This window comes from Micromonospora sp. U56, from assembly GCF_018070095.1.
Taxonomy (GTDB): domain Bacteria; phylum Actinomycetota; class Actinomycetes; order Mycobacteriales; family Micromonosporaceae; genus Micromonospora; species Micromonospora purpureochromogenes.
Window position 1 is genome coordinate 1 of sequence record NZ_JAGPYL010000252.1, and the last position, 1,418, is coordinate 1,418.

General features: G+C 68.4%; 1 protein-coding gene. It reads right to left on the reverse strand.

What is annotated here, in order from left to right; genetic code table 11:
- Positions 1-13 precede the first annotated feature (13 nt).
- A partial coding sequence (locus tag KBX37_RS33825; RefSeq protein WP_307849321.1) for an IS4 family transposase occupies positions 14-1,418 on the reverse strand: 1,405 nt, incomplete at its 5' end.

Consider the following 1,418-nt stretch of genomic DNA (forward strand, 5'->3'; position numbering starts at 1 on the left):
CAAGGCCGTGAAGTTAAGGATCGGCCTGGTCTGTCAATGCGGGTTGGCCTGCGAGGATGTCGATGGTGAGGGTGGCGAGGTAGCTCTTGCGGTCGACGCCGAGGCTCTTGTAGGCGTAGCGGGACAGGGGTCGTTTGACCGCGCGGGGGCTGACGCGTAGGCGCCGTTCGGGCATGAGGTTGTCCAACAGGTGGCGTCCGATGGTCCCGATGAGGTCGATGGTCGTCTCGGCGACGACGTTCGCGGCCTGCACGATCAGGTCTCGGGCTGTCTGCACGGCGAGGGTGAAGCCGGCCCGGTCCGGATCGACGCCGCCGGCGGCGTCTGCGGTGTCGGCGATCGCGATCCGTATCACCTGGTAGACCGTGAGCAGGGCGTAGATCTCCTGGGCGATGAGCGCCGGGACGGGAGAGCGCAGCACGCGACGACCCAGCAACGTCGATTTGATCTCCAGGTAGGCGGACTCGACCTCCCATCTCTCGTGATACAGCTTCACGACCTCGAACGCCGGGAACCGCCGGTGATCGAGCAGGGTGGTAGCCAGCCGGTAGACACCGGTTCGGGTCCCGGCGGTCGTGGAGATGGTGATCTCACACGCGATGACCCGGACCCGCACGCCGCCGATGATCGAGGTGTACGAGCCGTCGTGGTGCCGGGCGAGGACTGGCGGCTTACGGTTGCCGTTCAACCGGACGAGGAACTGCGCGCCGGTGCCGGCCACCGCGGCGAGGAAGGTGTTGCTGTCGAAGCCCCGATCCAGCAACACGATCATGCCGGTGTGCAGGCTGCGGACCAGCCGCAGCGCGTGGCTGGTCTCGCCGTCGCTGCGGGTGCCGAACACCGCGTCGATGACGGCCCTCGTGCCGCAGGCCACCAGGGCCACCAGACGCACCTGCGGGTACCCGGCGGTGCCGTGTTGGCTGCGGTTCTTACCCAGACCCGTGGCGTTACCCGACGAGTCGGGCACGTCGAGCACGGTCCCGTCGATCGCGGTCACCACCAGGGCGCACCACCACACCCCGGCAGTGCGGATCCCGGCCGCCGGACCGCGCAGCAGATCGAACAGCGCCCGTAACGGGGCGACGCCGACCCGGACCCGGGCATGCCACAACCCGGTCGCCGACGGGCGGGTCAACCCGAGCCCGCCGAGACCGGCGACGAGCTTGTCCCACACCCCGAGGTAGCCCACCTCGGCGAACAAACCAGCCGCCAGCAGCAGGTACACCACCACCCGTGAGGGCAGTAATCGCAGACGCTGCTGCGTGCGACCGGTCTCCGTCAGCACAGCGTCGACCATCTCGAACGGCACGATCCGGGTGAGTTCCCCGAGATGGCCCGGCGCGAACACGCCCTTCGCCACCGTGATCACCCGGGTGATGACAGAATGCTCCGACAGCGGGACTCCCTCGTAGCTGGCT